Raw genomic sequence first — 9172 nt, 5'->3', positions numbered from 1 at the left:
TTGAAGCGCTCGTCCAGTCGGATATAGCCCTCTCTCAGTCTCATGCATTGTCCTGTCGGCAATGTGTTGGGGGGGATCCTGCCTACGCTTGGGAGTGGGAGTTTGATTCTCGAGCAGCAGTGGTCTTGTGGGGATGGAATATGCCGGCGGCAGTTTTGGGAGACCGGGAGGGGTATACGGAGAGCTATCTTGAGTCTCAGTTGGAGGCACTCGAAATGGATAGGGGACTGATGAGAGGATGAATACTATACCTAGCCGATCTGGCCTCTGGCTTTGTTGGCTACTCGTCATCACGGGCTCACGGGCATTTGGGATCCCTGACGGTCATTGCCAATTGGAGTCGATTTCAATGATTGGAGAGACCGAAGGCCAATTGGATGCAGGCGTCGTTATTGGAGTGGACGAAGACCTATTGCCCGCCGCCGAGCTGACGGCGAATGGACTTCATCCCGATTGCCCGGTGTATTGGCAGATCGGATCAATGATTGATGGTGAGTTGGTTTGGTCCGATGTGGACGGGGGCCAACTCTTTACATACGTCTTTTACACTGAATCTGCCGGTGCCTACTACTTTAGAGCCCGATCCTCGGGTGGTGATGGCTGGAGCAATGTTGAAGTATTCACCCTCAACCCAGACCCGGATTCGGATCAGGACGGACTTGCTGATTCTTGGGAGTATTATTATTTTGGGAACTTGAGATATAATGGACGGCGTGATAATGACAGAGATTTAGTAAGCGATCTCGACGAGTTTTTGTTGGGAACCAATCCAACCTCTGCTGTTGATTCCGATTTCAATGGCCTTCCCGACGACTGGGAGACTTTTTATAGTCTTGCTATACCGACGGGCACGCATGCCAGAGATTTCAATAGTGATACCGATTCGCTATCGGACTATCAGGAATTTTTAATGAACACAGACCCAACGACACAAAACCTCATTGATTTTTGGGATGAGAGTCTGCTGAAGACCCGAGTTTGGCGAATGCTAAGGTAAGGATTAAGGGCACGATATGCGTTTTGAAGTATATGTAGTTCTTCTTGTTGTAAAAGAGCGATTAGAAATCTTAAGGACGAGAGATCGGTTTTGAGGGAACGAGGCAGCAAACAGGATTTTATAAAGTTAGATAGCTAAGAATTTTGATCTTTTTATTGTTTTTCCGTTAGATGTTCCGATCTCGCAAATACTTCTTTCTTACTATCCTTCTACTGTTGGCTCGTGAATCTTGGGCTGATGGCTGCAAGGAATGTCATGAGATTAAGGTCGATGTGTTAGGGGTGGCTATTTTGGATGACCCCGTGCGTTTTGCAGCGGGCCTTAGTTTCTTGAATAAGTTTTTGTCACCTACTAATTCAGGAGTCGGTTTCGCTTTATGGGATTACAAAGGTTTGCTTCTCGATGCCAAGAAGCCAATTTCATTCTCAGGTTTTATAAGCGGAGAAGGGGATTCGGATCGTGGAGGTGAGTCAGTTTTTGAAGTTGCCCAGATAATTTTCCCCCCCTGCTACAGAAAAATGTATCTAGACGAGAAGCTGCTGGAGTTAACCGAGGCTAATAGATACCGCACTGAAGTGTATTATGGCCAGCATTTCGTTACTTTGACCCTATTGGAACCGCCACAAGGACAGCCTAAAGTTTCTCTCAAGGTTTTGGGAGTGCGTGTACCAGATGGCGGTGGAACGGGATCTTTTGGACACACCATCGAAATCGTTCTAGGCGATCAACAAACAAGTGGAGGGTCAACTTATTCAGTTTCTCCAGCATCTCTGCCGGACACTTATGCGAGCTACAGCATTCCGTTGGGGGTGATTGAAGGTGAGTTTTCGAGTGGTGTTATCTCGTTTTCTGTGGACGGCTTAGTCGATACACCCGACGCAAACTTTTCGACCTTCAATTCTCTGATTTTGGAAACTTCCGAGACGGCGGTCACTGATCCGATTCGTCGTGTTGGCGGCTTATTGAGTGGAGGGCTCTCTCAAGTCGCTGCTATCAATGGCTTGTTTGTAATTCGTGACGGTTGGCTTGGTGAAAGTGGTTACAACAGGGTCCCTTTGTCGGAAGGGACCTTTGAAGTGATTCGATATCCAGACTACGAGGGTTCCGATCCTTACATCCCTCTCGGCTCGGCTAACGAGCTTTGGCGCTTCGAGCAGGTCGGAACCGAGGCTACGGCCAATTTACAGATGAAGGTGACCCATATCCGCAATCCAGGACAATCCGAGGAAGAGAGTGATTGGGAGCTTTTTGAGCGGATTGAAGTCAGTGCCACAAAATCAGGAACACCTGCGGGGGCACGTGAAACGGGCTGGCGATGGACCAGCCAGAGTGGAAAGCTGATCAAGGACCTGTACTGGGAGGAGGAAGTTGAATTTGGTGCGGAGACACCGCTTTATGAGACGGTTGTTTACTACGACAATCGGAGTGGTTCACCTGTCTTCGTCTCGGCTGTCGAGAGCCGATTGGAAAAGTTTGGAGCCAAGGGATGGAAGACGACCCGTGAAATTGAAGACCCCGGAGGAGCGAACCGGGTCACGGAGTGGAACTACGAGGAGGACACGGGAAGCCAGTTCTACGGCTTGCTGCGCAGTGTAGAGTACCCGGACGGCTCATGGGAATACACAGCCGTTTACGACGATCAGGAGCGGGCTCTGGAAACCTGGCGCCCGTGGAAAGAGGTAACGCTGGTCCAGGCGATAGCGGCCAATGGCAGCAACTGCGAACTCACTTTGCGGGAGTACGATCCCGAGGCGGATGTGCGCTACCGTACGACCCGAAAGATCGAGGATGTGATGGTATCCAAACGCGAGCGTCGATCGGGTGGCATCAATCGGCGCTACACCAGCGCGACAGAGTATCTGGATACGATCACCAACGGTCGTTCTTACATGCCCGAGTCAGTCATTCGCCCGGACGACACACAGACGACCTACGTTCGCGAGAATGGATATTGGGACGGATATGTCTTTCATTTAACCGATCCAGGGAATGCGGAAGAAGCTTTTCGAAAGACGACAAAGGAGGGAACTGTTTTCAACCCGGAAGGCATCCCAAACCAGACAACATGGAGGCGAACCATTTCGGTAGATGGCGACCCAGTCCGGGCTCAAACGCTTCTTTATGTGGATTCGGAGAACCAGCCGATTATCGATCAGATCGATTATTCGACTACTTGGAACGATCCGGCACCTGGATGGCGAACCGAAAAGGCGACGAACTTGAGCGGTAGAATCCTCTGGACGGAGTTATATGATTCGGACGATCTATTGCGTGAGAGAATCGCCGAGTCCGGTATTTCCACCGAATACACGTATGACCTCTTGGATCGTAGATCTACAGAAACGAGAAGCGGCCTGACGACGACTTTCCACTACGATCCCTTGGGCAGGATCGAGGGAACGACTTTGACGCCGGAGGGCCAGACTTCGCCGAAATTGACCACATCGAGGACTTACTATCCTACTGGCGAAGTGCATACCTCCACGGATCGAAATGGACTCCAGAGCACTTATACTTACACGAACGGAGGCAGAACGGTGACGCTGACCCGTCCCGACACATCCACCGAGATAACCGAGAGCTACCTCGACGGCCAGATCAAGAGCATAACAGGCACGGGTGTCGTTCATCAGCATTTTACCTCTTCAGTGGAAGCGGATGGAATGCAGGTCACTCGGACAGAGATTGGTAGTAGCGGTTCGCCTCGCTGGAGTGAATACGTCACGGACTGGGCTGGCCGCACGGTGGAACGACGAGAGCCTGCGTATTCCGGTGCTACTAAGGTCACGAAGTCTTTCTACAACGCCCTCGGCCAGCTCTGGAAGCAGACCCGCACGGGACTGGGGCCCTTGTTATATACTTACAACGATTTAGGGATTCTTCTATGGCAGGGGGTTGACCTCAATGGCAATGACGTTCTTGACGAAGCTTCTGCAGAGCCAATCACGGAGACTGTCAGTGATTACAATCAGGTAAATAGTGACTGGTATCACCGAACGATCACCCGGCGCTGGCTGACCGACGACAGCGCAGTGGCCACCGATATGAGCAAGACGCTTAGGCAGCTTACCGGTTTTTCCCAGAATACCCTCAGCTACAGTGAGCTTACGGATATCTATGGCGAAGAGACCTCAACCACGGTAACGGTTGATTCTGCAACTCAAACGGTCACTCAAACAATCGATCTGCCCGATACGACTAGGGATGCGGTATCGGTAACGATCAACGGGCGCCTGGATTCCTCGACTGATCCTCGCATTCCGGCAGCAGAGAATGCGACTACCCGCTATACCTATGACCAGTTGGGTCGCTTGGAAACGATGGCTGATCCGACCGGAGCGATTACCACGCAGACCTACTACCCGAACAGCTCGCAGCTCAAAACGATAGAGCCTGAGATCGGCGCGATTACCGAGTTCACCTACTATGGGCAAGGAGTGCTCGGTGCCGGGCAGGTCCAACACGAATTTTCGAAAACTCCTGGCGGTACCGCGGTGCTCAGCCAAATCGATACGACTTATGACGCTCATGGCAGAATCAAGACCGTCGGCGGCAGCGGCACCTATCCGGTCGAATATGGATATGACCCAACTTATGGCGATCAGACTACCTTGAAGACCTTCCGAGATGGAACTACGCCAGACACGACCACATGGATCTATCAACCCTCAACGGGATTACTGACTCGAAAGCAATACGCTGATGCCAAAGGCACGGACTATACCTACCACGACAGTAGTTTGCTACACACTCGTGAATGGGAACGCGGCATCACGACCACCTATACCTACGATTTGACGGGGCAGCCAGACCTCACCGATTACTCGGATGATACCATCGACATCGATTGGGACTACGACCGTGCAGGGCGCCTGGATGGCGTAGTCGATGCAGCTGGGACTCACGACTTGGATTACGCAGACGACGGGCAGCTGCTCACGCACAGAGTTACCGCTGGACTGCTTAATGGCGTGAGGGTCTCCAATGCCTATCCCAATTATGGAAAGCGCGAGTTTCTTGAAGCTAGAATGGGGTCAATGGAACTCTTTCATCAATACACTTACGACCCAGACACTGGCCGGCTGGAGACCGCCACCGACCGCCACCCTGAAACGGGAGCGCAATACGTCAAGGCCACCTATGCGTATAAGCCAAATACCCACTTAACCGAGACCATTACTCTGGCCAACGACAGTTTTGATGTGCTGACCCGAGAAATGACCTACGATGAACTCGGGCGGGTCGATACCGTCATCGCAAGAAATGGTGGACTTAGCGTCATCAATAGCCACGACTATACCTATGATGATCGTGGACGCCGCAACCGCAACGACCGCGAGGACGGTTCCTACTGGTCTTATGGCTATAACGACCGCAACGAGGTTGAATCTGGCGTTAAGCTCTTTGCCAACGAAACTGTTATTCCAGGTCACGATTTTAGCTATACCTACGATGACATTGGGAATCGAGATGACCTGACCATCAATGGCGAAACCTTGATTTATGGGGCCAATGCGCTGAACCAAATCACCTCCCTACCGATAGCCTCCGACCACATGATCCTTGGCAATGCCGATCCGGATGCAGTCGTCTTCGTCAATGGGGAAGCGTCGCAACGAAATGGCGACCTGTGGAGCAGAGTGGTCTCCGTCGACAATAGCACTAACGCCGTTTCCTTGGACGTTACCATCGAGAGCCTTTTAGCCGACGATGGTCCCACAGGGGAAGTCCTAATTGATTCCATGGATGCAGGCACGCTGTTTGTCCCGCAGACACCTGTGGTTCCGACCTATGACGACGATGGAAACCTCACTCAGGACGGCCGCTGGTCCTACAAATGGAACGCGGAGAATCGTTTGATCTCAATGGAGACGATACCGTCTGCCTACAATGCCGGTGCTCCCCGTGAGAAACTTGACTTTGTCTATGACTTCCAGGGTAGGAGAGTGCAGAAAGTCTTTTCAATATGGGACTCCACCAGCGAGGTCTTCATCGCTGACTACACAACATTATTTGCCTACGACGGCTGGAACTTGATTGTCGAGAGCACAACAGCTGGAGGCACGACAGATATCCAAACCTACCTCTGGGGCCTCGATCTTTCCGGAGGAATGCAGGGGGCTGGGGGTGTTGGGGGACTCCTCGCGATGAAAAAAAATGGGGGTCAAGATAGCTTGCTGCCATTCTACGACGGCAATGGGAATGTTTATGGGATCGTGGGGAGTGGTCAGTATACGGATCTGGCTCAATATGAATACGGCCCGTTCGGAGAGCCAATCCGTGAGAGCGGTTCCGCCGCATCGCGAAACCCATTCACATTTTCCACGAAATTCCGTGACGAAGAAACGGGACTTTCTTACTACGGCTTCAGATACTATGACCCGCAGACAGGAAGATGGTTGAATCGGGACCCAATTGAAGAGGCCGGGGGACTGAACCTGTATAGATTCGTTGGGAACGACGGGGTGAATGCTTGGGACTTGCTGGGGCTTCAAATATTTACTTTTAAGTATGAAACTGAAATCGACTGGGAAAGGTTCTCATTTGCCGGTTACATATTTAATGGCGGTCTAAAAACAAGCCATGAAATAACGTTTGACACAGATACTGAAGAATTTTCCAGCACACAACCTTTTGTCGGTAAAACGTTCCGATATAATAAGAAAGGTGAGATTATAGATGAAGGTGAAGCTGATGGAAGCACGATAATTGGAAGAGTTGATGAAGAGAGATCAGAAAAGGGATGTAAAGTCGTAATAATAATGGAGGGGAATGAAATTAACCCCCTCGTTTTTGGCCCAACTCCCGGAATTACATACGAAGTAACGATAACAATTGATTTAGTAAAAGAGAAGATAGAGTGGTTCGTGGAGCATGATAGATTTCCTTCCCACTCATTTTATGTTCAAGGAAAGAGAGAGTATCACTTTTCTCATATTGAATCAGGAACAACTCCTAGAAGCCTTTTACCTTTTTATCCTAATGAAGAAGGGGAGGGTGAAAGATGTTTTATTATCGAATGAGTATAATCCTCAGTTTTTTTATTTTCTCAGTTGGCTTGTATCCTTTCTCTTTGGGAATGATTTGGGTTCTTCAGGAATATGTTGGAATTAACTACTGGACAAAATTTTTTGAAATGTGTTTTTCCTTTTCCCCATTCTTAATTTCCTTTTTGTCTTTTTTTCTGGCGTTTAAAATATTTGGTAGGGTAAATATATTTTTACTTATTTTTTTAGCCATTTTAGCATCATTGGTTTCCATTGTTGTATTTTATATTTTTCCGATGGGATTTTTGTTTTCACGATCTATCATCGGAGGAAAATATCTAGGATTGCTTGTTGCAGCTGTCGGGCTTATTGTTATGATAGTTGCCTTTGCTAGTGTTGTCATTGTTTTGAGGAAAGAAAAATAAGCAGATCTAATAGAGGGAGAACCCAGAAAAACGTCAGGCCTTTACTTTTCGTTGAATAGAGGTCGGGGAGGCTCAAAAACGGGTCAGGCCGATGATTCATGATTTTGCAGATTCTTTGATCCGATGCCCGAAAGTCCGTCTCTCCGGCCCGTCCATTCCGGGAGCCGCCCGCGCTCCCCAGCCTTCATTCAACGGCGAGTGCCCACGCTTTCCAACAAGGGCTTTGTGTCCAATCCCGCCTGTTTCACCCCGTGCGTTCGCAAGCTCTGTGCGACGGGGCGGTTCTTGATATCATCGGATTTTTTGGGAATTCCGGAACGGAAGTGAGGATGGACCATCGGTAGTGTCCAGAATCTTTCGCTTTTTCTTTTTCGGTCCTCAGGAAGGTAGTGTTTTTGTTGTTGGTTATGGTTGGATTGCTCTGGCGTAAGGAGGGCGTAGCCCGACTGGAGCCAGAGCAAAGGATCATGAGGCGTTTGCCTCGGTGAGTGGTTGTTGATCAAGTTTTTTCATATCGAGGTATCGGCGTAATCCCCACTTCGTTCCGGTAATATATCGCAGTCTTGCCGCAACGAGCATCAGGGCACTTTTTCCGTCCGGGAAAGCACCTACTACTCGCGTTCGTCGTCGAACTTCCCGGATGAGACGCTCCAGAGGATTATTCGTCCGTAAACATCGCCAATGTTCTCTCGGGTAGTTCATGTAGCACAGAGTCTCTTCGATACCTTCCTCAACCCGTTTCGCGGCCTCAGATAGCTTCATCGACTTTAGCTTCAAGGCGACATCGGCGGCCTTGGTCCGTGCCGCCTCCAGATCCTCGCTGGCGTGAATCGCCTTGAGCATCGCAGCAACCACCTTGACCTTCCCTGGCGGCACTGCTGTCCACACGTTGCGATAGAAGTGGACCGTGCAGCGTTGCCAGTGCGCTTCCGGATAAAACTCTCCCAGAGCTTCCACGAGACCGATGCACTTGTCGCTGACAATAAGCCGTGGTCCCCGCAGACCACGCTCCTTCAGGTAGCGCAGGAAGTTTTGCCAGCTTGCTTTGTCTTCCTTCGACCCTTCGGCAAAACCGAGGATCTCACGATAGCCCTCCTGATTGACTCCAACGGCTACCAGTATGCTTACGTTCTTTACCTCGCCTCCCCAGCTACGTTTGAGCCACAGACCATCCAGATAGACGTAGGCGTGCTCTCCCTCGATAGGCTTCATCCGCCAGGACTCGATCTGTTCGTAGATCTTCTGATTGAGATCACTCACCGTCGATGGACTCACTTTGACGCCCCACAGAGCCTGTGTGATGTCCTCCACACGGCGAACGCTTACCCCAGCCAGATACATCTCCATTAACGACTCTTCTACGCTCGCTTCACGGCGTTTGTAGCGCTCGATGATCTGGGTCTCAAAGGGAAGGCTCCGTAGCTTCGGCACCTTCAGGGAGACCTCTCCCGCTCGTGTATGCAAACCGCGCACATAATGACCAGCACGCGTATCCACGCGATCCGCTGATCGCTCGTAACGGCCAGCTCCGCAAAGACGATCCGCCTCTGCATCGAGAAGACCGTTAAGGGTGTCCTCCACGCTCTGAGTGATCTTCCGGTCCAGGTGCTCGCGCAGCTGCTCTTCGTCGAGCCGGATGATCTTCTCGTTCCCGGAAGCCGTCGCTTCCTCTTCTCTCTCTTTCTCGCTCATTGTCTTGGTTCCTTATCTGAACCTTCCTGAGCACCTCCAAATCAAAAGTGCGAAAAATACCCTACGTTATC

5 protein-coding genes are annotated in these 9172 nt (G+C 50.6%); 4 read left to right on the top strand and 1 reads right to left on the bottom strand.

Annotated elements, in window-relative coordinates; genetic code table 11:
* The 4 genes from AAGJ81_16180 to AAGJ81_16165 all read left to right on the top strand — a co-directional run.
* A partial coding sequence (locus AAGJ81_16180; protein ID MEM0967687.1) for a hypothetical protein occupies positions 1-242 on the top strand: 242 nt, incomplete at its 5' end.
* The gene (locus tag AAGJ81_16175; protein MEM0967686.1) at positions 239-997 is read left to right on the top strand and encodes a hypothetical protein; all 759 of its coding nucleotides are present in this window, start codon (positions 239-241) and stop codon (positions 995-997) included. The genes AAGJ81_16180 and AAGJ81_16175, both read left to right, overlap by 4 nt.
* A 518-nt stretch (positions 998-1515) precedes the next feature.
* Positions 1516-7020 carry an RHS repeat-associated core domain-containing protein gene (locus tag AAGJ81_16170; GenBank protein ID MEM0967685.1) on the top strand — a complete coding sequence of 1835 codons (5505 nt, stop codon included), beginning with the start codon at positions 1516-1518 and terminating at the stop codon, positions 7018-7020.
* Complete coding sequence (locus AAGJ81_16165) at positions 7017-7409, top strand: hypothetical protein (GenBank protein MEM0967684.1); 393 nt, start codon at positions 7017-7019, stop codon at positions 7407-7409. Before AAGJ81_16170 ends, AAGJ81_16165 begins: the two co-directional genes overlap by 4 nt.
* 465 nt (positions 7410-7874) lie before the next feature.
* Here AAGJ81_16165 and AAGJ81_16160 read toward each other — a convergent pair whose 3' ends face one another.
* The gene (locus AAGJ81_16160) at positions 7875-9101 is read right to left on the bottom strand and encodes an IS256 family transposase (protein ID MEM0967683.1); all 1227 of its coding nucleotides are present in this window, start codon (positions 9099-9101) and stop codon (positions 7875-7877) included.
* Positions 9102-9172 lie beyond the last annotated feature (71 nt).

The sequence above is a fragment of the Verrucomicrobiota bacterium genome (genome assembly GCA_038744685.1).
Taxonomy (GTDB): Bacteria; Verrucomicrobiota; Verrucomicrobiia; order Opitutales; family Puniceicoccaceae; genus Puniceicoccus.
Note: the sequence above shows the minus strand (reverse complement) of the source record. Positions and strands in the feature narration are given on the sequence as shown.

Bases quoted from the DNA above. Each gene is read 5' to 3' on its own strand.
- AAGJ81_16175 (MEM0967686.1), top strand. From the start codon at position 239: ATGAATACTATACCTAGCCGATCTGGCCTCTGGCTTTGTTGGCTACTC.
- AAGJ81_16170 (MEM0967685.1), top strand. From the start codon at position 1,516: ATGTATCTAGACGAGAAGCTGCTGGAGTTAACCGAGGCTAATAGATAC.
- AAGJ81_16165 (MEM0967684.1), top strand. From the start codon at position 7,017: ATGAGTATAATCCTCAGTTTTTTTATTTTCTCAGTTGGCTTGTATCCT.
- AAGJ81_16160 (MEM0967683.1), bottom strand. From the start codon at position 9,101: ATGAGCGAGAAAGAGAGAGAAGAGGAAGCGACGGCTTCCGGGAACGAG.